Origin of the sequence: Thermaerobacillus caldiproteolyticus, assembly GCF_015326725.1 — a bacterium.
GTDB lineage: Bacteria > Bacillota > Bacilli > Bacillales > Anoxybacillaceae > Thermaerobacillus > Thermaerobacillus caldiproteolyticus.
Genome location: NZ_CP064060.1, coordinates 2,721,825 through 2,744,385 on the forward strand (window position 1 = coordinate 2,721,825; position 22,561 = coordinate 2,744,385).

26 protein-coding genes and 1 tRNA gene are annotated in these 22,561 nt (G+C 42.3%); 2 read left to right on the forward strand and 25 right to left on the reverse strand.

What is annotated here, in order from left to right:
• From gap to ISX45_RS13760, 5 genes are all read right to left on the reverse strand, one after another.
• On the reverse strand, positions 1-1,008 hold the full coding sequence (gene gap / locus ISX45_RS13740) for a type I glyceraldehyde-3-phosphate dehydrogenase (protein ID WP_181556506.1): 1,008 nt from the start codon (positions 1,006-1,008) through the stop codon (positions 1-3).
• A gap of 46 nt (positions 1,009-1,054) precedes the next feature.
• Complete coding sequence (locus tag ISX45_RS13745; RefSeq protein ID WP_181556507.1) at positions 1,055-2,074, reverse strand: sugar-binding transcriptional regulator; 1,020 nt, start codon at positions 2,072-2,074, stop codon at positions 1,055-1,057.
• A 127-nt stretch (positions 2,075-2,201) separates the two neighbouring features.
• On the reverse strand, positions 2,202-2,447 hold the full coding sequence (locus ISX45_RS13750; RefSeq protein WP_194519213.1) for a glutaredoxin family protein: 246 nt from the start codon (positions 2,445-2,447) through the stop codon (positions 2,202-2,204).
• Positions 2,448-2,458: 11 nt separating this feature from the next.
• Positions 2,459-3,757, reverse strand: coding sequence for an RNA polymerase factor sigma-54 (rpoN, locus tag ISX45_RS13755; protein WP_194519214.1), 1,299 nt, complete (start codon positions 3,755-3,757; stop codon positions 2,459-2,461).
• 191 nt (positions 3,758-3,948) lie between these two features.
• A tRNA-Arg gene (locus ISX45_RS13760) sits at positions 3,949-4,020 on the reverse strand.
• A gap of 240 nt (positions 4,021-4,260) precedes the next feature.
• Between ISX45_RS13760 and clpP the strand changes: the two genes are divergently transcribed.
• A complete protein-coding gene (gene clpP, locus ISX45_RS13765; protein WP_181556510.1) occupies positions 4,261-4,851 on the forward strand; it encodes an ATP-dependent Clp endopeptidase proteolytic subunit ClpP in 591 nt (196 codons plus the stop codon).
• Between the two features lie 69 nt (positions 4,852-4,920).
• Here the strand turns inward: clpP and ISX45_RS13770 are convergent, their stop codons facing one another.
• The 17 genes from ISX45_RS13770 to ISX45_RS13850 form a co-directional block, all read right to left on the reverse strand.
• A complete protein-coding gene (locus ISX45_RS13770; RefSeq protein WP_194519215.1) occupies positions 4,921-5,178 on the reverse strand; it encodes an HPr family phosphocarrier protein in 258 nt (85 codons plus the stop codon).
• A gap of 20 nt (positions 5,179-5,198) precedes the next feature.
• Positions 5,199-6,161, reverse strand: a complete 963-nt coding sequence (gene whiA, locus ISX45_RS13775; RefSeq protein ID WP_181556512.1) for a DNA-binding protein WhiA — start codon at positions 6,159-6,161, stop codon at positions 5,199-5,201.
• Between the two features lie 75 nt (positions 6,162-6,236).
• Complete coding sequence (locus ISX45_RS13780) at positions 6,237-7,196, reverse strand: gluconeogenesis factor YvcK family protein (protein ID WP_181556513.1); 960 nt, start codon at positions 7,194-7,196, stop codon at positions 6,237-6,239.
• The gene (gene rapZ / locus ISX45_RS13785; RefSeq protein ID WP_181556514.1) at positions 7,193-8,086 is read right to left on the reverse strand and encodes an RNase adapter RapZ; all 894 of its coding nucleotides are present in this window, start codon (positions 8,084-8,086) and stop codon (positions 7,193-7,195) included. Before rapZ ends, ISX45_RS13780 begins: the two co-directional genes overlap by 4 nt.
• Before the next feature lie 21 nt (positions 8,087-8,107).
• Positions 8,108-8,566, reverse strand: coding sequence for an NUDIX hydrolase (locus tag ISX45_RS13790; RefSeq protein ID WP_181556574.1), 459 nt, complete (start codon positions 8,564-8,566; stop codon positions 8,108-8,110).
• 407 nt (positions 8,567-8,973) lie between these two features.
• Positions 8,974-9,921 (reverse strand): thioredoxin-disulfide reductase, encoded by a 948-nt coding sequence (gene trxB / locus ISX45_RS13795; RefSeq protein WP_181556515.1) that lies wholly within the window; start codon positions 9,919-9,921, stop codon positions 8,974-8,976.
• A 91-nt stretch (positions 9,922-10,012) separates the two neighbouring features.
• Entirely contained in the window at positions 10,013-11,497 is a 1,485-nt protein-coding gene (locus tag ISX45_RS13800; protein ID WP_181556516.1) for a tetratricopeptide repeat protein, read from the reverse strand.
• A gap of 177 nt (positions 11,498-11,674) precedes the next feature.
• Positions 11,675-12,307 carry a bifunctional phosphoribosyl-AMP cyclohydrolase/phosphoribosyl-ATP diphosphatase HisIE gene (gene hisIE / locus ISX45_RS13805; protein WP_181556517.1) on the reverse strand — a complete coding sequence of 211 codons (633 nt, stop codon included), beginning with the start codon at positions 12,305-12,307 and terminating at the stop codon, positions 11,675-11,677.
• Entirely contained in the window at positions 12,304-13,062 is a 759-nt protein-coding gene (gene hisF, locus ISX45_RS13810) for an imidazole glycerol phosphate synthase subunit HisF (RefSeq protein WP_194519216.1), read from the reverse strand. Before hisF ends, hisIE begins: the two co-directional genes overlap by 4 nt.
• Positions 13,059-13,796 carry a 1-(5-phosphoribosyl)-5-[(5-phosphoribosylamino)methylideneamino]imidazole-4-carboxamide isomerase gene (gene hisA / locus ISX45_RS13815; protein ID WP_194519217.1) on the reverse strand — a complete coding sequence of 246 codons (738 nt, stop codon included), beginning with the start codon at positions 13,794-13,796 and terminating at the stop codon, positions 13,059-13,061. Before hisA ends, hisF begins: the two co-directional genes overlap by 4 nt.
• Positions 13,796-14,431, reverse strand: coding sequence for an imidazole glycerol phosphate synthase subunit HisH (gene hisH / locus ISX45_RS13820; RefSeq protein WP_194519218.1), 636 nt, complete (start codon positions 14,429-14,431; stop codon positions 13,796-13,798). The genes hisA and hisH overlap by 1 nt, the downstream gene beginning before the upstream one ends.
• Entirely contained in the window at positions 14,432-15,019 is a 588-nt protein-coding gene (hisB, locus tag ISX45_RS13825) for an imidazoleglycerol-phosphate dehydratase HisB (RefSeq protein ID WP_181556521.1), read from the reverse strand.
• A 30-nt stretch (positions 15,020-15,049) separates the two neighbouring features.
• Complete coding sequence (gene hisD, locus ISX45_RS13830) at positions 15,050-16,324, reverse strand: histidinol dehydrogenase (protein WP_194519219.1); 1,275 nt, start codon at positions 16,322-16,324, stop codon at positions 15,050-15,052.
• Between the two features lie 11 nt (positions 16,325-16,335).
• Positions 16,336-16,959 carry an ATP phosphoribosyltransferase gene (hisG, locus tag ISX45_RS13835; protein ID WP_194519220.1) on the reverse strand — a complete coding sequence of 208 codons (624 nt, stop codon included), beginning with the start codon at positions 16,957-16,959 and terminating at the stop codon, positions 16,336-16,338.
• A gap of 3 nt (positions 16,960-16,962) precedes the next feature.
• Positions 16,963-18,141, reverse strand: coding sequence for an ATP phosphoribosyltransferase regulatory subunit (locus ISX45_RS13840; protein ID WP_194519221.1), 1,179 nt, complete (start codon positions 18,139-18,141; stop codon positions 16,963-16,965).
• Positions 18,142-18,673: 532 nt separating this feature from the next.
• The gene (locus tag ISX45_RS13845) at positions 18,674-19,000 is read right to left on the reverse strand and encodes a hypothetical protein (protein WP_181556525.1); all 327 of its coding nucleotides are present in this window, start codon (positions 18,998-19,000) and stop codon (positions 18,674-18,676) included.
• Positions 18,963-19,151, reverse strand: coding sequence for a hypothetical protein (locus tag ISX45_RS13850; protein WP_194519222.1), 189 nt, complete (start codon positions 19,149-19,151; stop codon positions 18,963-18,965). Before ISX45_RS13850 ends, ISX45_RS13845 begins: the two co-directional genes overlap by 38 nt.
• A 525-nt stretch (positions 19,152-19,676) precedes the next feature.
• On the opposite strand from ISX45_RS13850, the gene ISX45_RS13855 reads away from it, so the two are divergent.
• Entirely contained in the window at positions 19,677-20,132 is a 456-nt protein-coding gene (locus ISX45_RS13855; RefSeq protein ID WP_194519223.1) for a MarR family winged helix-turn-helix transcriptional regulator, read from the forward strand.
• 329 nt (positions 20,133-20,461) lie between these two features.
• Here ISX45_RS13855 and ISX45_RS13860 read toward each other — a convergent pair whose 3' ends face one another.
• The 3 genes from ISX45_RS13860 to ISX45_RS13870 are packed head-to-tail and all read right to left on the reverse strand — an operon-like array spanning position 20,462 to position 22,560.
• The gene (locus ISX45_RS13860; RefSeq protein WP_181556528.1) at positions 20,462-20,980 is read right to left on the reverse strand and encodes an acyltransferase; all 519 of its coding nucleotides are present in this window, start codon (positions 20,978-20,980) and stop codon (positions 20,462-20,464) included.
• A gap of 3 nt (positions 20,981-20,983) precedes the next feature.
• Positions 20,984-21,625, reverse strand: a complete 642-nt coding sequence (ppaX, locus tag ISX45_RS13865) for a pyrophosphatase PpaX (protein ID WP_194519224.1) — start codon at positions 21,623-21,625, stop codon at positions 20,984-20,986.
• Entirely contained in the window at positions 21,622-22,560 is a 939-nt protein-coding gene (locus tag ISX45_RS13870) for a nucleoside recognition domain-containing protein (RefSeq protein WP_194519225.1), read from the reverse strand. Before ISX45_RS13870 ends, ppaX begins: the two co-directional genes overlap by 4 nt.
• Position 22,561: the final 1 nt, after the last annotated feature.

Consider the following 22,561-nt stretch of genomic DNA (forward strand, 5'->3'; position numbering starts at 1 on the left):
TTATAAACCTTTTGATGCGATATATGCAGCAAGGTCAACAACACGGTGAGAGTAACCTGTTTCGTTATCGTACCAAGAAATAACTTTCACCATTTTTCCTTCCATGACCATTGTAGAAAGTGCATCGATTGTAGAAGAAGCTGTGTTGCCATTGTAGTCACGAGATACTAATGGCTCTTCGTTATATGCTAAAATGCCTTTTAATTCGCCTTCTGCTGCTGCTTTTAATGCTGCGTTTACTTCTTCGACTGTAACTTCTTTTTCTAGCTCTGCAACAAGGTCAACAACAGATACGTTTGGAGTTGGTACGCGCATTGCCATACCGTTTAATTTTCCTTTTAACTCAGGTAATACAAGAGCTACTGCTTTTGCCGCACCTGTTGTTGTTGGAATGATAGACTCAGCCGCTGCACGAGCACGACGTAAATCTTTGTGAGGTAAATCAAGAATTTGTTGGTCGTTTGTGTATGAGTGAACGGTTGTCATCATACCGCGAACGATACCAAATTTTTCATGTAATACTTTTGCAAATGGTGCTAAGCAGTTTGTTGTACAAGAAGCGTTTGAAATCACATGATGGTTTGCTGGGTCGTATTTATCTTGGTTTACGCCCATAACGATTGTGATGTCTTCATTTTTAGCTGGTGCAGAGATAATTACTTTTTTCGCACCTGCTTCTAAATGTTTCGCAGCATCTTCACGGTTTGTGAAGCGACCAGTTGATTCAACAACGATTTCAACGCCTAATTCGCCCCAAGCTAATTGAGCTGGGTCACGCTCTGCTTTTACAACGATTTCTTTTCCGTTGACGACAAGATTATTGCCGTTTACAGACACTTCGGCATCTAATGTGCCATGAACAGAGTCATATTTTAAAAGATGTGCTAATGTTTTTGCGTCTGTTAAGTCGTTGACAGCAACAACTTCGACGTTAGGATTTTTTAACGCAGCGCGGAAAACGTTACGACCGATACGACCAAAACCGTTAATACCAATTTTCACTGCCATGTTTAGTTCCTCCTTTAATGATAAAAATGTTATATTTTCAGGGATGTTACTCCCTTATTAACGCTCGGGCTGCTCCTTCATCGGTAATTAAAATGGAATGAGGAGCTTGTTTCATATACGCCTTAATCGCTTTTGCCTTTGAAGCACCGCCAGCAACAGCAATGACATGTTGGACATGCTCTAGGTCCTCAAGCTGAATGCCAACTGTTTTGACTTTATGCACAACTTCGCCTTCTTGGTTAAAGTAATAACCAAATGCTTCGGCCACAGCATAACGTGCTTTGATTTTTTCCATATCCTCTTCAGGAGTTTTTCGACGTTCTGCCATTGTTATAGCATCCCCGATTCCATGAATAACCATACTCGATGATTTAATGAGCTGAAGCACTTCTTTTACCGTCGGCTCTTCAATGAGTGACTGATACGCTTCATTGCTGAGATGATCAGGAACATGAAGAAGCCGATAATTTCCCATCGTTTTTTCTGCCATTTTGGCACAAATGGTGTTCGCTTGGTTTTTTACATCTTCTCCTAAGCCGCCTCGTGCTGGAACGAATAAAACATCGCTTTGTTTGGAATCAGGAGTCATCATCTCCGCTACAGCAGCGAGCGTCGTTCCCCCTGTAACAGCGACAATGTTTTTGTCTGTCAATCTTTCTTTCATACAGGCCACACAAGCTCTTCCCATTTCTTTTTTCACCCAAGGAGAAAGGTCACTATCACCAGCGACTACAATGACATCTTCAATATGAAGTGTGTGCTTTAATTTTTTTTCTAAATCTTTTAGACCTAAAACTTCTCTCATGACGTCTTCAAGAATATGCAACAATTCGTTTCCTTCCGACGTCACGCTCATGCCAGCGGAACTCATGATCAACAGGTTTTGCTCTTTTAAAAACTGCACTTCGGAGCGAAGCACGCGCTCACTGATCCCCAAACTATTGGATAACACTCTTCTACCGATCGGTTGCATAAGACGAATGTATTGCAAAATACGGTACCGTTTTTGCATAACATCAAGAAGGTCAGGTAATAATTTCTTCTGGGCCTCAATTAAAGACTGCATGTATTCCCTTCTCCTTGCACAGAATATACATGGACCTAAAATGTCCCGCTATGACTTATTATGTCCCGCTTGTGTGAAAAAAATTACTCCTGCTACATTTTTATTGTAACAGGAGTAACATAAATCTTCAACTATTCAACTCCCGAAGTAAACGCTTTCTTACAATTTCTTTTTGAATCATCCCATAGTCGATTTCCTCCCCATCAATTTCGACGACCGGAATCATTAACTGGTATTTTTCTAATAATGCATCGTCGCTGTAAATATCAATTTCATTGATTTGAAAATCGTACTCTTTTTGCAACTCTTGCAAGACTGCTTTCGCTTTTTCGCATAAAGGACAATCGACTTTTGAGTAAAGATTGACTACCATGATTTCACTTCCTAATACTGTTTTCGTTTGGCTGATGATGGGATATAGAGCTGCTCGCGATATTTCGCGACTGTTCGTCGTGAAATCGCAATACCATGCTGTTCATGCAACATATCAGCAATCTTTTGGTCGGATAAAGGTTCTCGCTTGTTTTCGGCTTCAATGAGCTGCTTAATCAACGCTTTTGTTTTGGTAGCAGAGGCCTCTTCGTCAGCGCTTACAGAAGAAAGCGAACTCGTAAAAAAGTACCGGAGCTCTACCGTGCCAAACGGTGTTTGTACATATTTATTTTTCACAGCACGGCTTACCGTCGATTCATGAATGTTAAGGGCATCCGCAATTTCACGCATAGTCAAAGGCTTTAAAGCGGTTAAGCCTTTTTCGAAACATTGTTTTTGCCTTTCCAAAATTTCTTTCATAACGCTCACTAACGTTTGCTTACGCTGTTCTAAGCTTTTCGTCAGCCAAAGAAATTGACGATATTTTTCTTTGATGAATAATTCAACTTGTTCATCTTGCCGACAAGCGAGTTTCTTTTCATATTCACGGTTCCATATTAATTCTGGGAGAATCTCGTCATTAAATAGAAGGCGCAAGCCTTCTTCAGAGCGTTCGATGACGAAATCCGGCACAATAAAATGCGGTTCAATTTTTGTATAATGGCTGCCTGGGCGAGGTTCAAGGGTGCGAATTAAATCCCAGACTTGCTGCAAATCGGTAATGTCCACATGCAATTGTTTAGATAATGCTTTCCAAGCTTTCTCCACGAACAGTGAAAAATGCTGTGACACAATTTGCTCCGCTAATAAATTCCGCTCCGGTAAACGTTGTAATTGGAGGTATAAACACTCTTGCAAACTGCGTGCCCCCACACCGGCAGGCTCAAGCGATTGTAACAACTGAACCGCTTCTTCTACTTCATCTTCAGAGACGGCTAAATGAGCGGCAACATCCTTCATATCCGTACGCAAATAGCCGGCATCATCAAGTGAATTAATTAAATAACGAAGAATGTGTCTAGTTTTTGGGGACAGCGACATCGAATGAAGCTGAGACAATAAATAAGAAGTTAGCGTTTCAGAACGAACGCTTATATTTTCAATCACGTTTCGCTTTTCTTGATGAGACAAAGATTTATATGATTGCCCCGGTTTATGATCGTTAATTTCAAGAAACGGATTATCCAGCGACTGTTCGTACAGAAACGATCGCAATTCCAGAGTGGAATACTGCAATAGCTCAATCGCTTGTGTTAATTCTTTTGTCAATGAAAGCCTTAGCCGTTGTTCTTGGAGTAATTCCGCTCTCATAGTCGCACGCCTCCTTCTCCATTTATTGTACATCAACCTGCACCAGGCGTATATGGTAATGAATTGTAAGAAAACGATCTATATTAGTACTGCTTTGAACGTTCCCAACTATCTATACAATATATATATTCGTACACTTTCCAAAAAAGAAAGACCTATCACTCACGGTGATAGGTCTTTCTCAGGTTATACGCCCTCGGCAGGATTCGAACCCACGCTAAGAGAACCGGAATCTCTCGTGCTATCCACTACACTACGAGGGCATGGTGTTGCGAGGACATGGCGTTTAGTTGCACATTCAATTATAGTGAAGATTATTCTTTTTTGCAAGAGGAAAATGTGTTTAAAAAATAGAAAAGCGGATATGATGAAAAAAGGGATGAAGATGAGTCATAACGAATAATAATGAAGTAAGGGCAGGAGGTTTTGTTTGACCTTCATTGACCAATTATGTATCATAAAAATACATACGATTTTAACCGATTGGTAAAGGAGGAAGTTCCATGAATTTAATTCCTACAGTTATTGAGCAAACAAGTCGCGGTGAACGCGCATATGACATTTACTCCCGTTTGTTAAAAGACCGCATTATTATTCTCGGTAGCCAAATTGATGACCATGTGGCCAACTCGATCGTTTCGCAGCTTTTATTTTTAGCCGCAGAAGATCCAGAAAAGGATATCTCTCTTTACATTAACAGCCCAGGCGGTTCGATTACAGCAGGAATGGCGATTTATGACACAATGCAATTTATTAAGCCTGATGTATCAACGATTTGCATTGGAATGGCTGCATCCATGGGTGCATTTTTGCTTGCAGCAGGAGCAAAAGGAAAACGATTCGCTTTACCAAATAGCGAAATCATGATTCACCAACCTCTTGGAGGCGTGCAAGGTCAAGCGACAGAAATCGAAATTGCTGCTAAACGCATTCTTTTCTTACGCGATAAATTAAATCGTATCCTTTCCGAGAACACAGGACAACCAATTGAAGTCATCGAACGAGACACCGACCGTGATAACTTTATGACAGCGGAAAAAGCAAAAGAATATGGATTAATTGACCGTGTCTTAACAAGAGTCGATGAAAAATAATCGACGTTTTTATTAACGAATGAGGCTGTTCTCTTTTTATGTGGGAACAGCCTCGTTTTTATCGATTTATTATCCTTCGTTTTGTACGTACTTAGCTAACGCTTCAAGCGCTTCTTTTTCATCCGGACCATCAGCAATGAGTGTAATGACAGACCCTGAACTGATTGCCAAGCTCATTAATCCCATAATACTTTTTGCGTTGACTTTTTTTCCGTCTTTCTCTAAATAAATATCCGACGAAAACCGGTTTGCTTCTTGTACGAATAACGCGGCTGGACGTGCCTGTAATCCCGTTTTTAGCAACACTTCCACTTGTTTTTCCACCATATTCCTGTCTCCCCTTCACTCTAAAGTGATTTATGAAAATCAATTGGTTGACCAGCCCGTAGTTTTTCGGCAATCTCATCAATTTTCCTTAATCGATGATTGATTCCTGATTTGCTTATCTTTCCTCCGGATACCATTTCACCTAGTTCTTTTAACGTAACATCTTGGTAATTAATTCTTAATTCAGCAATTTCCCGCAATTTTTCTGGAAGCGCGCTTAGACCGATCGTTTCATCAATGTAGCGAATGTTTTCGATTTGCCGAAGAGCTGCACCAATTGTTTTATTTAAATTCGCTGTTTCACAGTTAACAAGGCGGTTTACTGAGTTTCTCATATCACGAACAATCCGGACATCTTCAAATCGAAGCAGCGCTTGATGAGCGCCAATAATATTTAAGAACTCAGCAATTTTTTCCGCCTCTTTTAAATACGTAATAAACCCTTTTTTTCGTTCTAACGTTTTGGCATTGAGAAAAAAGTGACTGTTCATTAATTCACATAATGAATCGCTATGTTCCTTATATAGCGAAAAAATTTCAAGATGATACGATGAGGTTTCCGGGTTATTGACCGAGCCTCCCGCTAGAAACGCGCCACGCAAATACGCGCGTTTACAGCATTTCTTTTTGACGAGCTCGGGAGAAATGACGCGAATAAGAGAAAAATCTTCCTCCAATATTTTCAAATCCTCTAACAGCTCACGAGCACCTTCTACTACTCGAACGATATACACATTATTTTTCTTTAACCGCATTTTTTTGCGGACTAATAACTCTACTGTAACGGAATATCCTTTTTTCATTAGCGTGTAAATTCTTCGGGCAATCGCCGCGTTTTCCGTTTGCACATCAACGGTTACTCTTCGATTCGAAAAAGAGAGCGAACCATTCATGCGCAAAAGCGCGGATAATTCTGCTTTCAAACAGCAAGGTTTCACTTCAAGGCTCGTTAATTCTTTTTTCGTTTCCGACGCAAACGACATCGTTGCCACCTCCGTATTCATTGTTTGCAAAGAGGAAGAAGGAGGTGCTAAAAGGATTCGGTAGAGCTGGAAGGATTATGTTGGTAACAGTGAAACAAGCAATGACGCAACTTTTTTTGTGTCATGACGAATGACTTGATCTTCGTAGCTAACGATATGGTCACGAATGACCGTCAGCCCTAATTCCGTTAATTTTTCACTATCATCCTTGACCGGTTCTGCTAACTCTTCGGCGTAACGCTGTTGAATCTCCTCTGGAATATGTCCGCTGTTCACAACAATCATATCTAAAAAAGCGCAACCCATATGAGCATATAGCGCTTTCACATGATCGCTTGCAGTATAATGTAATGTTTCACCAGCTTGGGTCATGACATTGCATATATAAATTTTTTTCGCTTTTGCTCGACAAACTTCTCGGCCGATTTTTGGAACTAATAAATTAGGTAAAATACTTGTATATAAACTACCTGGGCCAATCACAATTAAATCAGCAGCACGAATTTCATCGATCGTTTCGGAAAGCGGTTCAATGTTCTCCGGCGTTAAAAATACTTTTTTAATTTTTTTTCCCGAATAAGGAATTTTCGACTCCCCAGAAACAATCGTTCCGTCTTCCATTTCAGCATGAAGGATAACGCTCTTATTGGCAGCTGGCAACACTTTGCCGCGCACATTGAGCACCTTGCTCATCTCCCGAATCGCCCGAACGAAATCCCCTGTGATCGATGTCATTGCTGCTAAAATTAAATTTCCCAACGAATGTCCGGATAGTCCATTACCATTTGCAAAACGATGCTGAAATAATTCGACAATGAGCGGTTCCACATCTGAAAGCGCCGCTAGTACGTTTCGAATATCTCCCGGTGGGGGCATATCGAGTTCATCCCTCAGTCTTCCCGAACTGCCTCCATCATCTGCAACTGTGACAATTGCGGTGATGTCAACGGCATATTGCTTTAACCCACGTAACAATACCGGCAGTCCCGTTCCTCCACCAATGATGACAATCTTAGGATGTCTTTTTTTACTCATTTATATTTTTCCTTTCTCCTCTCCATGTCACGATGCGAAACATGGGTTTTGTAGTCTTTCGCAAAATGGTTGGCAATATATTCAGCAAGGGCAACAGACCGATGCTGTCCTCCAGTGCAACCGATTGCGATGACAAGCTGGCTTTTTCCTTCCCGCTTATAATGAGGAAGCATAAAAGTCAATAAATCAATCACTTTTTCCAAAAACTTTTGTGTTTCATTCCATTTTAATACGTAAGTAGAAACTTCTTCATCCAGTCCCGTTTTCGGTCTCATATGTTCAATGTAATGCGGGTTCGGCAAAAAACGCACATCAAATACTAAATCTGCATCAATTGGAAGGCCATATTTAAAACCGAACGAAACCACGTTTACCGTAAACGTTTGATGCGCATGGGACGAAAATTGCTGTAAAATTTTCTCCCGTAATTCTCTTGGTTTTAAATCTGATGTATCGTAAATGATTTGCGCTCTTCCCTTTAGCTCCTCAAGCAATTGTCGCTCAAGACGGATTCCTTCAAGCGGCAATCCGTTTGGCGCAAGCGGATGCGTGCGGCGCGTTTCTTTATAGCGCGCAACGAGCGTCGAATCTTTTGCATCAAGGAATAAAATTTGTGGTGTTACCCATGACTGTTCCGCTAAATCATCTAATGCGGTAAACAAGCTTTCGAAAAAGTCGCGGCTACGCAAGTCCATGACAAGTGCTACTTTATTCATTTTATTCCCCGACTCTTTCATTAACTCCAAAAATTTTGGAAGCAATGTTGGTGGTAAGTTATCGACGCAAAAAAAGCCTAAATCCTCAAAACTTTGAATTGCTACCGTCTTTCCTGCTCCTGACATTCCCGTAATAATGACCATTTGAATGTTACTTGTGGAACCTGTGCTCATCTCTATCTCCCCTCCTCTCTCTTAACTTGGGTCTAAGCGGTAAGAAAGCAGTTGAAAATCTTCGGTATACGTAAACGTTCCGTATATAATGCCAGAGCCTTTCAATACATAATCTAAAATATGATAATCTCCTGGTGCCATGGGAAGCTCATGAACCGTCTCAATCGGATGCCATTCTAAATTTCCTTCTTCACAATAAGGTACATGTTCCCCTTCAAACTGGTGGGCAAAAAATGTAAACATCATCCATTCTGATACCACTTGTTCTTGTTCTTTGATAAGAATAGTAAAAACCCCTTTTAGTTCCGGGTTTTTTAAATAGATTCCTGTTTCTTCACGATATTCTCGTATACAAGCTTCGCGAATGGATTCTCCTTGCTCCATTTTCCCTCCCGGAGCGACCCACCAGCCGCGCCTTGGTTTTTGCAGCAATAACACTTTTCCATCTTTGACAAGCACACAATTTGTCACGCGTTGCAACACGCTCACCTCAACATCATTCAATACAAATTCCAAAACTCCTATTTGTTTTATTATACTATTTCTGACAAAGAGCTACAATCAAGAAAAGCGGAGATGACAGCCGAACATCGTGTCCCTCCTGCCGAAGCAGAACTGAATCGCCGCAAAGAGGGGCATCAAAGCTAGACATCAAGAAAAGCAGAAGCGCCCCAATTTCGCCTAAAAACTGTCCGCGTCCTGTGGGCAAGACGAAATGTTGTCATCCTAAGCTTCCTCGAGACTAAATCATAAAAAAGAAGCACGGGAAAGGGTACCCGTGCTTAACAAAAAGATCTATATAAAAGGGGGTCAATTACTTATCTTTAGAATACAGAAAAATTATTTCATACGTGTTACAATCGAGTTAAACATGTATTACGATTTCATTACTTTACGTTTAATCTTTCTTTTAGTTCCTCTACATAGTGTTGCGCGCTTTGCGCTGCAATACTTCCATCGCCTGTTGCTGTCACAATTTGACGCAATGATTTTTCACGAACATCTCCGGCAGCAAAAATGCCCGGCACTTTTGTTTCCATATGCTCATTTGTTTCAATATATCCATTTTCGTTTGTAATGCCAAGACTCTCAAACGGTTTGGAAAGAGGAACCATACCAATATAAATAAATACACCATCGCAAGGAAATTCGCGCTCTTCCCCTGTTATTGTACTAACGAGTGTGACGCTCCCTACTTTTCCATCTTTATTATTAATTTGTTTCACTGTATGATTCCAAATAAAATCAATTTTTTCATTAGCAAACGCACGGTCTTGTAAAATTTTTTGCGCCCGCAACTTATCGCGGCGATGCACAATTGTTACTTTATTCGCAAAACGAGTTAAATACACGCCTTCTTCGACCGCAGAGTCGCCGCCACCGACAACGACAAGGTTTTTCCCTTTAAAAAACGCCCCGTCACATACGGCACAGTAGGAGACTCCGCGACCGCCTAATTCCGCTTCGCCTGGAACTCCTAACTTTTTGTACTCTGCTCCTGTAGCGATAATAACAGCACGCGCTTTATATTGTTTGTCGCCGACGACAACGGTTTTATATTCTTCTCCATCAATAACTTCTTTTACATCACCGTAAGCGTATTCGGCTCCGAACTTTTTCGCATGTTCAAACATTTTTGTTGCCAATTCCGGACCTAAAATATGCTCATAGCCCGGGTAGTTTTCAACATCTTCTGTGTTTGCCATTTGCCCGCCTGGCACGCCGCGTTCAATCATTAACGTCGATAAATTGGCGCGAGATGTATAGACAGCGGCAGTCATCCCAGCTGGTCCGGCTCCCGCGATAATGACATCATAAATTTTTTCTTCCGCCACGATATTCCACTCCTTTTTGATCCTACTTGTCTGTTTATTATTTCCTTATCCTTATCGTATATAATTGGCATACAAACGTCTATTAATTTGCTCAAGACAAAAGTTCTTTTACTTTCTTCACATATTTTTTCACCGTTGATAAAGAAACATTATATTTCTCTGCGATGAATTTTTGGGTAATATACTGTCCTTGTTGCTGCCTCCATACATACTCGGTTGCCGCAGCCCATGCAGAATGATTAGAAAAGTGCTCGGTTGTTTCTAACGCTTTTACAAATATATAAAACCAAGTGATGTACATTTTTTCATCGTCAAAATGATTTTTTTCCCATAATCGATTAATGACTAAGTGGCTATCAGCTATATAAACAGGAATAAGCGGATTCGTTTCAAAGAGAACATAGTCAGCAAATTGTTTAATTAACGGATGGTTAGCCATATGGCGTTTTACATTGCTATAAGCCACTAATTCGTTCTTATAGAGGGATTTGCTCATTAAATATAACCCGTACAAAATTTCCTCTGTTTTCGTACCGTTGAGCCATTGTGTAATTTTTTCTATTTCCTTCTGTATGAAGAGGGGAGAGTCGTTCCAAGGTTCTTGGCCTTGCTTGTCCGGGCTTAAGTTGATGACTTTTTCCCAAGCGGTTTTTGCCAGTTGGTCATGTCCTGTATAATAAGCAGCATAGGAAAGCCAATAATAAAAAGAATAATCACCGTCAAAACGAATTTTATATAAGTGCCGCAACCATTTAAATGCAAGGTCAAAACGACCGACAAGCGCAAACGTTGCCCCAAGCTTGTAACGATGTTCGACTAAAAAAGGATGAACACGCGCTAATTGCTGAACAAGGCGGTCGACTTGCTTATCATCGCGTAAATAGTAGTAAAACACAAGCCGATTACAAAGAGCGTGCAAATTACCCGGATTTCGTTCGAGCACTTCGTGAATAATTTCTTGTGCTCTTTTTGCATTTCCCATGTAAAAATGCGCTAACGCCAAGTTATTATAAGCAGACCAAAATTCCGGATAATCAGCAATAATGCTTTCTAGCACGTTGATCGCATCGCGAAAATCCCCTTTTTCGAGCAGTGTGCGCGCTTTCTCTTGCTTCACAATTAAATCATCTTGATTGCCGATCTCATCATAATCTTCGTTTTCAATGCTTAATAATTCGATTAAATCTTCCGTCTCATCTGCAAAATCGCCGTTAGGATCGCGCTCGAGATATGTTTCTGCATATTTCATGGCTTCACGAAATAAGCCGAGATGCGCATAATTATTAGCTAGAAAATAAAAACATTCATTCATCTCGCGGTCAAGTTCGTGAATTACTTTGAAAAACAACTGATTCGATGCTTGATATTCGCCTAACTCTGCTAAAACAACAGCGAGCTGGGAGACAAACATCGCTTCACGTGCATTTAGCTGCACCGCTCGTTCCAAATACTTTTTCGCCTTATATAGATCACGACGTCGGTAAGCGTTTATTCCTTTTTCAAAATAATATTCACCGCTCTGAACGAACGGAATGATTTTTGCTGTCGATCGATTCGGTTTCAATTGTTTTCCCATCTAGTCCTCCATATTCCGTTGAATTCACCGAACAGAAGTATAGCATATTCTTGCGCCGAACAGTAAGGTTTCCAGAAAAAATAACAAAAGCTGACTCAAAAGTCGTCAAGCCCTTCCCCGATACAATACATACTGCCATCGTCAGGGGAAGCTAGACGATCATGAGTCAGCCTCTCGCTATTGTTTCGCTGCATGACGCTCGCTTAATACGTTCAAAACGGCATCAAGCGGAAGTTTTTGTTCCCGTAAAAGCACAAGCAAGTGATACAGCAAATCCGCCACTTCCCATTTCAATTCTTCCGGATTGCGATTTTTTGCAGCAATAATCACTTCTGCAGCTTCTTCGCCGACTTTCTTTAAAATTTTATCAATCCCTTTTTCAAACAAATACGTGGTGTACGCTCCTTCTGGTCGTTCTGCTTCACGCTCAGCGATAACTTTTTCAAGCTGATCAATAATCGCGAACCGATCAGTCAATGGACGAAAGCTTTCTCCATCAACACGTTCAGAAAAGCAAGAATAGCTCCCCGTATGACAAGCAGGCCCAGCTGGTTCGACAAGCACAAGGAGCGCATCTTTATCGCAGTCATAACGCATTTCGACAATGCGTTGCGTGTTGCCGGAAGTCGCTCCTTTATGCCAAAGCTCCCCGCGCGAGCGGCTGTAAAACCAAGTTTCTCCCGTTTCTAGCGACTTTTTGAGCGATTCTTCATTCATGTATGCAAGCGTCAACACTTCTTTACTTTGTGCATCTTGCACGATCGCTGGAACAAGTCCTTTTTCGTCAAATCGAATGTGAGAGACGTTCACCGCACATTCACTCCTCTCTCTTTCAAATATGCTTTCACTTCTTTCACCGATGTCTCTTTATAGTGAAAAATCGACGCTGCCAATGCCGCATCTGCTTTTCCTTCGCAAAACGCCTCAAGAAAATGTTCTGCCTTGCCCGCACCTCCTGAAGCAATGACAGGAACAGAAACCGCTTCGCTCACCTTTTTAGTTAACGCTAAATCAAAACCGTTTTTGCCGCCATCACAATCCATGCTCGTTAATAAAATTTCTCCCGCACCGCGCTTAACGACTTCCTTCGCCCATTCGACCACTTCCCAGTCTGCTGCATTACGCCCCCCATGTGTATACACGCGCCAAGAGCCAAGCTCATCATCATATTTCGCGTCAATGGCGACAACGATGCATTGCGAACCGAAAAAATCGGCTCCCTCGTTAATAAGTTGCGGATTTTTAACGGCTGTCGTATTTAAGGAAACTTTGTCCGCACCTGCGCGCAAAATCCTTTTCATATCCTCTAACGAATGAATCCCGCCGCCGACCGTAAAAGGAATCGCCAGTTGTGCAGCAACTTTCTCAACGACTTCAATCATTGTTTTCCGTCCTTCGTGGGAAGCGGAAATATCTAAAAACACAAGCTCATCCGCTCCTTGTTCATCATAAAACTTCGCTAGTTCCACCGGATCGCCAGCGTCACGTAACTGAACAAATTGCACTCCTTTAACGACTCGTCCATCTTTGACATCTAAGCAAGGAATAATGCGCTTTGTAATCATTCGCCTTGCACCACCTTCAGCGCCTCAGCAACAGTAAACTGCTTCGTATATAGTGCTTTTCCTACAATAGCTCCGACAACGCCATCTTTCGTAAATTCCTTCAATGCTTTTATATCAGCAAGCGAACTTACTCCACCGGAGGCAATGACGCTTTTTTCGGTCATACGCGCCATTTCGGCAACTGCTTGTATATTCGGCCCCGACAACATTCCATCTGTGGCAATGTCCGTAAAAATAAACGTCTGTGCTCCAGCTTCCGCTAACTCTTTTCCGAGCTCTGTCGCTTTAACATTCGAAGTGTTTAACCACCCTTCTGTGGCGACAAAGCCGTTTTTTGCATCTATCCCAACCGCAATGCGTTCACCATATTTTTTTAGCATCTCTTTGACAAACGGTGGATTGGCGATAGCAGCACTTCCTAAAATCACGCGGGCAACCCCATTTTCCAAATAATACACGATATCTTCTTCCGTACGAATGCCGCCGCCAATTTGCACATTGACATTGAGCTGCTTCACCACTTCCAGCACAAAACGATCGTTAACGCGCTTCCCTTCTTTCGCACCGTCTAAATCAACCATATGAATCCATGTTGCTCCCTGTTCGGTAAACAATGCGGCCATGTCAACCGGCGAATCTCCATATACGGTCTCTTTATTATAATCACCTTGCAGAAGACGAACACATTTGCCTCCGCGCATATCAATCGCCGGATAAATCGTAAACGCCGCCATCACTCATTCCCCTTCCCTTCCACGATGTTTGCATAGTTTTGTAAAATGCTCATGCCGATGTAGCTACTTTTTTCCGGGTGAAACTGTGTGCCAAACACGTTTCCTCTACCAACAACAGCAGGAACATCGACATCATAGGAGCTGCTCGCTAACACAACGTCTTTATCCTTCGTATCAACATAGTACGAATGCACAAAATAAACGTGTCCTTCTTCGACATTCATTAGTAGCGGAGACGGATGGCGAAAGATAAGGCGATTCCATCCCATATGCGGCACTTTATACGTTTCACCGCTTGCGGTTACGCCCGGAAACCGGACGACGCGACCTTTCAATAATCGTAATCCTTCTGTTAATCCGTTTTCTTCGCTTTCTTCAAATAAAAGCTGCATGCCAAGACAGATGCCAAGTAAAGGGATTCCCTCATTGGCAGCTGTACGAATAAATTCCGACAGCCCCGTCTCATTTAAAATGCGCATTGCATCCTTGAAGGAACCGACACCCGGCAAAATCAGACCCTTGGCTTCTTTTAATTTGTTGAGATCATCAGAAATAAAATATTCATAGTCTAGGCGCTCTAACGCCTTGCTGACGCTATATAAATTGCCCATACCGTAATCAATAATGCCGATCATTTATAACATTCCCTTCGTTGATGGAACTCCTTTAATACGCGGGTCAATCATTGTTGCCTCATCCAATGCGCGCCCTAATGCTTTAAATACCGCTTCAATCATATGGTGCGTATTGCGTCCATAATGGACGATAACGTGCAGATTCATGCGTGCTTCAAGGGCTAGCTTCCATAAAAATTCGTGAACTAATTCCACATCAAACGTCCCTACTTTTTGGCTTGGAAACTCACCGCGAAACTCGAAATGCGGACGGTTGCTCAAATCGATAACGACTTGTGCAAGTGCCTCATCCATCGGCACAAACGCATTGCCGTAACGTTTAATCCCTTTTTTGTCACCGAGCGCTTCCCGAAGCGCCTGCCCTAAACAAATGCCGATATCTTCTGTTGTATGGTGGTCATCAATGTCAATATCGCCTTTGGCTTTGACCTGTAAATCGAACTGTCCATGCTTTGTAAACAAATCGAGCATATGGGTTAAAAACGGTACCCCTGTATCTAACTCCGCTTTTCCTTCTCCATCAATAGCAAATTGCAGCTGAATATCAGTTTCTTTTGTCGTCCTTGAAATCGACGATTTCCGTACCATTCCCGTTGCTCCCTTCTGTTCATTTGCTTGTCAAGTGCGGCTTTTTAACCGTTCTTCAACCGCACGCGCATGCGCTTCTAGTCCCTCTAATCTCGCCAATGCCGTGATTTTTGTTCCATGCTCTTGTAGCGCTTGTTCGCTATATAAAATGATGCTTGATTTTTTCACAAACTCATCGACGCTTAACCCGCTTGAAAATCGTGCCGTTCCGTTCGTTGGTAAAACGTGATTCGGTCCAGCGAAATAATCACCAACAGGCTCAGAACTGAAGCGGCCTAAAAAAATCGCTCCGGCATGTCGAATTTGTCCAAGAAGACTCGTTGGCTCCGCCGTGATGACTTCTAGATGTTCCGGCGCCAATTCGTTGACGACCTCTACCGCCTCTTCTAACGTTTCCGTCACATAAATCGCTCCATATTGTTCGAGCGACGCAGCAGCAATCTCTTTTCGTGGCAATGTTTCTAATTGTTTCTCCACTTCGCTCGCTACTTCTAACGCGAACTTCATGGAAGGCGTGACAAGAATGCTTGACGCGCGCTCATCGTGTTCTGCCTGTGATAAAAGATCAGCTGCGACTTCATTAGCTTTCGCTGTTTCATCGGCTAACACGACAATTTCGCTCGGTCCGGCAATCATGTCGATCGCGACTTGACCGAACACTTCTCGTTTTGCTAGCGCCACGTAAATGTTCCCCGGGCCGAAAATTTTATCGACCGGCTGAATCGTTTCGGTTCCATAGGCAAGAGCAGCAATCGCTTGGGCTCCGCCAACTTTATAAATTTCTTTGACTCCTAGCTCATTGGCGGCAACTAATACCCCTGCTGGCAACGTGCCGTGCTTGTTTGGCGGAGAAACGATGACAATGCGCTTCACTCCCGCTACTTGCGCAGGGATAACATTCATGAGTACGGACGATGGATAGGCAGCTGTTCCCCCCGGAACGTACAAACCAACGGCATCAAGCGGTGTCAATTTTTGTCCAAGAATCGTTCCATCTTCTTTGGTCATCATCCATGATTCGCGCTTTTGCCGCGCATGGTAATCGCGGATGTTTGCCGCTGCTTCGCGAATAAAGCAAAGTAAGTCTTCTGTCATTGCTTCATAAGCGGCTTTCATTTCTGCTTCCGTTACACGCAATGAATCCAATGTTACTTGATCGAATTTTTCCGTATACGTTTTTAACGCTGCATCACCATGCTTACGCACGTCATCAATAATTTGCCGAACTGCCCGTCTTTGCTCTTCCGTTCCTGTTTCAATCGTCCGTCGCAACGATAACTGCCCCGTTACTCGTTCGATTCTCATCTCGTTCCCCCTCATTCATCTGGAATCACGACCGATAGCCGTTCTACCATTTGATTAATTTGCACATCTTTCATCCGATAGCTGACCGGATTAACAATGAGACGTGATGTGACATCGGCAATTTTTTCGAATTCGATAAGACCATTTTCTTTGAGCGTCCTTCCGGTAGACACAATGTCAACGATGCGATCCGCAAGCCCGATTAACGGAGCAAGCTCAATCGAGCCGTTTAACCGAATGATTTCAACTTGCTCCCCTTGCTCGCGAAAATAACTTGACGCGATATTCGGGTATTTCGTGGCGACGCGCGGAGCGATATGATGAACTTGGCCGTGAGGAAGCCCGGCGACCGCTAAATGACATTTGCTAATTTTTAAATCTAGCAATTCATAGACATCCCGTTCTTCTTCTAACATAACGTCTTTTCCAGCAATCCCTAAATCAGCTACTCCATGTTCTACATACGTCACGACATCCATTGGCTTCGCGAGAATAAATCGCATCTTTTCCTCCGGAACTTCAATAATTAATTTGCGTGATTCAGCAAATTCCGGCGGAAGCGTATAACCCGCTGTTCGCAACAATTCCAGCGCTTCTTCAAAAATCCGCCCTTTCGGCATCGCAATCGTCAACACCACTTACTCCCCCTTCCCCGTATGGCCAAGCAAATACGTAATATGTTGATACCGTTTGCTGTACGCATCAATATCCTGAATGCCAGAAATGTGTTGCAATACGACCCGCTTTCCTTCTCGGCGCTTTTCATTCGCTAATTGAATCGCTTCGCCAAACCGTTCTTGACTAAAAATAATGCATTCGATTTTTGCTTCTGTTTCCATTTCTCCGAGTGCTTCGATTAAACGGTCGAGGCGAATGCCAAAGCCAGTCGCCGGGGCTTTGCGCGCAAACTTTTCAAGCAATTCGTCATAACGTCCGCCATTTCCAAGCGGAAATCCGATATTTTCCGCATACACTTCAAATAAAATGCCTGTATAGTAGCTCATATGGCTCACAAGTGTCATATCCATTTTGACAAAATCAGCAACCTCATACAGTTGGAGTGCATTCCACAGCTCATGAAGCTCTTCGATCGCGTTTACCCCTTCTTCCGTATGAACAAGCTCTCGCGCTTCGTGAATCGCCGTTTCGTCACCACGTAAATCAAGAAGATGAAGAAGGCGTTGCTGGTCGATCGATGAAAGAGGCAACGATTTAACATGCTCACGATAACCGACGTAATTTTTTTCATATAAAAATCGGCGTAAAACGTTGGCACGCTCTTCGTTCCCTAGAATCTCCAAAAATAATGCATTCACGTAGCCTATATGACCGACAGCTACAGTAAAATACTGTAATCCGGCCTGTTGTAATGTCGCAATCATTAAACTAATCACTTCCGCATCCGCGGCGACCGTACCATCGCCAATGCACTCAACACCCATTTGTTCAAATTCCGCTGGTCGGCCGCCTTCACGCTGCTGAGCGCGAAATACACTGGCATTATAGGCAAGACGTAATGGATTGCCTTGCTGGTAAAGGCGGGAGGCCGCCAAACGTGCGATCGGTGCGGTCATATCCGGGCGAAGCACAAGCGTATAGCCTTGCTGATCGAGCAATTTAAACAATTGATGGTCCGCAATCGCTGACGCTGAGCCTACCGTCTCGTAATATTCTAAAGTCGGCGTTTCGATAAATTCGTATCCCCATTTTTCAATTTCACTCGTCATCGCTTGACGAACAGATTTTTTTATCTCATATAGAAACGGCAATGTATCACGCATGCCCAACGGTTTTTCGAACATAAATAATTTTGACATGTTCACACGTCCTTTATCCCCAAATACTTTAGTTTGCTAATATGGTAGAGAAGTGAAGTTATTTGTAGTTTACTCCTCATAAACCCATGCGTCAACTATAAAATATTCATTTTACATAAAAGAGATGGACAATAAAAACAAATAGATCCGCTCAATAAGGAGGGCAAAAGAATTTTAACCCCTGTGCTGTTCCATTGAGAAAAACAACAAAACGAGCAGGATGAAGTGCCATCCTGCTCGTTAACACTTTCTTAATCCATATCGTCAATACCCAGCTCTAGTATTAAACGATGAAAAGTATAAAATGCCAGTTCTGGAGTATATAATTATCTCGCAATAATACCAAATTGACGGAACAGATCGTCGATAGAACCGTCCGCATCTCGCAAACCAACAAGCTCATAATGGGCAATGTGAAGTTCTTGGCGTAAAGCATAAAATGATCCGGATGATCGCCTTCAGGACTTTATCCTGATGTTCATAAGATCTGTCTTTGCCGGTAAAAGGGTGCCCTCCAGTAGGTCAACCGTTCTCAGGAATCCGTATAGGAACCGATTCGAGTATGTGGGCAGTCTTTAAGATTTTTTCCCCGAAAACAACGCAGCACATATTCTATTGAAGCCAGTATATCTTTCAGATCAATTGTTTCTTCGAATACCTCCGTATAGAACTTATATCCGACATAATCCAATGACTCCACAAAAACTCGCCCGCCAAGCTGAAAAATACGCTCCCAGAAATCAGGAACAACCGGACCGAAATGATCTGGAACTGCACTGAACCCGATATTCCCCTGAACGCCAGTCGCTTCCGTTTCCTCTTTAGCCGCGATAATCCCTTGGACCAAAGCGTTTTGCACATTCGATTAGCGCTTCGACCGTAATTCGCAAGGAATCGAGACCAAAACTATATTGTCTGATGATGGTACGAATCAGCTCGAGCCAGCCAGCTAGCTCCATCCCTGAATCTTGAAAGCCTAGTGCTATATCCCGCTTGAACTCCCATTTCACTAACGTTCAACGTAGGATAAGGTTTTATTGGCTGATTCAGATCCACTATATAAATGTAATAATGTTTTTTCTGTTCCTTGAAGCTCTTTTAATGCCCAATAAATTTTTCATCATTATCCTTCGGTCCTACAGCTAAACCTGCTGGCGTCCCCGCCACGCTGAACATAAACACCAAAAATCAAACCGGATGAACTCATGAGAGAACCTCTCCCCATAGTATTGAGAAACTATGCAAGCAATCAGTTACACATCATAAGCGCATTTTCACTACGATAAGTTAGTATCGCTTTGCTGCTTGCCTTGGCAACTAATGAAATTGAATTATGATTCCCATCACGATAAACTAAATTTAGTCAATAAATATTTTCTATAAACAAAAAATATTTAATAAATATTTACTTTTTACACCTCTGTATTGTTAATTAAAAAAAGACATTAAATTCATATTTTTTACTTAAAACTCAAATAAATAGTAAATAATTATTCCCTAATATCATGCGTTAAAAAAGAGAAAGGATGTATTCAATGACACGAGTTCAAAAAATCGCCGAAAGCTTTGCTCAACTTCTTCCTCTGTTTGATAACAAAGTTTTTAAACCGATTATCCAAGCTACCCCAATTCCGAAAAAACAATCGGATTTGACTCATTTGCAGTTTCACATTTTGGAAGTTTTATTCCATGCAAAGACAGGGATCTCGATGACCCAATTGGCCCAAAACTTAAGAATTTCCAAGCAGCAGTTAACCCCTCTGATTCGAAAATTGGAGGAAAAGGACTATGTGGTAAAAGTGCAAAGTTCTACTGATAGACGGTTTGTTATACTCACACTGACCGAAAAAGGGAAACAAATCGTACAGAAACGCTGGGAGGAAATTTATCGTCTATTTTGTGACAAGATAGGGAAACTCAGTGAGGATGACTTGATCGACTTGGACTATGCAATCACCAAGCTCGTTCGAATTATGGCCAAACTCGAGTAAGTCTCATCTTTGATCTGTGTTTTTCTCTCTAAATAAACCAATTTTTAATCCCTAATATCATGTCAAACATCGCTCGATTTTCGAACAACGTATGAAGGCCGGCATTAAACAGAGAAAGCTAAAGCTCACAATCCATCTCCAAAATAAAGAGGTGAGTCCTTTATCTAGAAAGCTCCCTGACAAAGTCGAACAAAAGCGGGAAAGGAATTGATTTTGAGAAGGAATTCGATATTAAAATCCCCCTACTTAACCGAAGGAACTGTGGAGATCGCTCAGTAAATAAGAAACTGGTCTCCCGCCTCTACACGAATGCAGGCGGGAGACCCAAGCTATTTATTGGAATGACCTTTTCTTTTCTCCATCTCTTCTTTCGTATAAATAATTCTCATCGGATTGCCGGCGACAAAGGAGCCAGCCGGCACATCCTTATGCACGACCGTTCCCGCTGCCACTACAGCGCGGTCACCAATAACAACGCCGGGGAGTATGGTCGAATTGGCGCCAATCATCACCTCATTGCCGATGACAACATCACCGAGCCGATATTCATCAATTAAATATTCATGTGCTAAAAGAGTCGTATTATACCCAATGACCGAGTTACGGCCGACTTTAATTTTTTCCGGAAACATAATATCCGGCATCACCATTAACGCTAACGCTGTTTTTTCGCCAATTTCCATGTGTAAAAACGTACGGTACAGCCAATTTTTTAGCGGCAAAAACGGCGTATAGCGCCCGATTTGAATAACGATGAAATTTTTGATGACTTTCCAAAATGATACAGTCTTATAAATCTGCCAAAGCGAATTCGCTCCTGACACCGGATACTTCGTCGTCCGCCTCACGCCCTATTCCACTCCTAAAATGTTCAATAAATCACTCATTTTTTCTAACATAAAATCCGGTTCATACTGCTCCAAGTATTCTCGTCCTTTAATTGTCCATGCCACTCCTGCCGTCTTTGTTCCTGCATGTTTTCCCGCTAAAATATCATGATAATTGTCGCCGACCATCACCGTTTCTTCTGGTGTTGATTGCAGCACCGAAAGCGCCTTAAAAATCGGTTCTGGGTCTGGCTTTGCCTTTTTCACATCGTCAAGCCCGATGACGCAATGAAAAAACGAATCTAGTTTCGTTCGCTTTAGTCCCATCAAAGCGGTCGAGTGTATTTTAGTTGTTACCACTCCTAATTTAAATCCCTTTGCATGAAGCGTTTGAATTGTTTCATAGACGGTTTCATATTCTTTGATAAGGGCATCGTGTTGCGCATGATTGAACGCCCGATATGTATCAATCATTTCTTGTACCCGTTCCTCATCCAACGCTACAAATGTATCGTAAAGCGGTGGACCAATAAACGGTAATACGTCCTCACGCTTATATTTCCCCGGATAGTACATTTCTAACGTGTGCAAAAAAGATTGAATAATCAGTTCATTCGTATCAATTAACGTTCCATCTAAATCAAATAACACGGTACGAATATTCATAAAGCAGCTTCCTTCCTTCGAGTTTGTGCGATACGATTCCAAGTAAAACTAGCTATCATCGTCAATATAATCGCGGTGATTAAGCGAATCAATAAAAGTGACCATACTGGAATTCCAAGCGGAACAAACAGCAATGTATCTTCCACCACCGCATGACACGCAACAAGAAAAAGAAACACTAGCGTTAAATCTCGTTTTGACACTCCATCTTCTTTTACTGCTTGAATCATTACACCCGCTCCGTACGCAAGCCCAAATAAAAGCCCCGCAGCAAGCGTCATCGATGTATTTTCCTTCATTCCCAGCGCTCTTGTCACCGGAGCCATCCAACGTGAAAACACGTCAAGCCATTTTAAATCTTTTAATAATTGAATACCGATCATTAACGGGATGACAATCATTGTTAATTGAACGATGCCAAGAAACGCTTTTTTGACACCAGCGATGATGATTGCGCTCCAACTCGTGAGTTGTTCAGGAGAATTGGAGATAAAACCGTACTGAGCCATCTCGTTTCCGCCTTGCCAAAAAAGATGGATAAAAAAAGCAGAAACGATCGCTAATGCAAGGCGCACCAATACCGTTAAAGCAATATTCATTCCGGTTTTTGCCGCTACGGTCGATTCAACAAGCAAATTATGAGAAAACGAAAGCATCACAGCTAAAATAAACACTTCTTTTACCGTCAAGTCTAACGTTAAAATCGCTCCGATCCCCGCATACAAACTTAACAAATTCCCTAACACAAGGGGAATCGCCGCATCGCCGGGCAAACCAATCCATTTCATTAGTGGGGTGACGAATTCAATCACCCATTGTAAAATCGGAGTATGCTGTAACATTGATACGATCAAGGTAATCGGAAAAATGACTTTTCCAAGCGTCCATGTCGTTTTCAACCCGACGATGATACCCCGCTTTAGCGTTCCAAGCATA